Raw genomic sequence first — 238 nt, 5'->3', positions numbered from 1 at the left:
CTCTTATACTTCTGCTGACCATACCTTGTCAAGAGTAGCTTTGGAGCTTTTTAATAAAGTATACACAAGAAGGATGAGGCTTCGTTTGATAGGATTACGCTTTACCGGGCTTGTTCATGGTAACCATCAGATGAACCTTTTTGAAGATACCGAAGAGCAGATGAGTTTGTATCAAACGATGGATTATCTGAAAAACCGCTTTGGGAGTGATGCAGTAGGCAGAGCTTCAGGTTTTGAT

The 238-nt window shown here is 40.8% G+C and carries 1 protein-coding gene; it reads left to right on the top strand.

Annotated features, from left to right (window positions below; genetic code table 11):
• Positions 1–238: DinB/UmuC family translesion DNA polymerase (locus RM51_RS18895; RefSeq protein ID WP_039373347.1), on the top strand; the 238-nt coding region annotated here is incomplete at both ends.

It is taken from the genome of Chryseobacterium taiwanense, from assembly GCF_000813825.1.
GTDB classification, from domain to species: Bacteria; Bacteroidota; Bacteroidia; order Flavobacteriales; family Weeksellaceae; genus Chryseobacterium; species Chryseobacterium taiwanense.
Note: the sequence above shows the minus strand (reverse complement) of the source record. Positions and strands in the feature narration are given on the sequence as shown.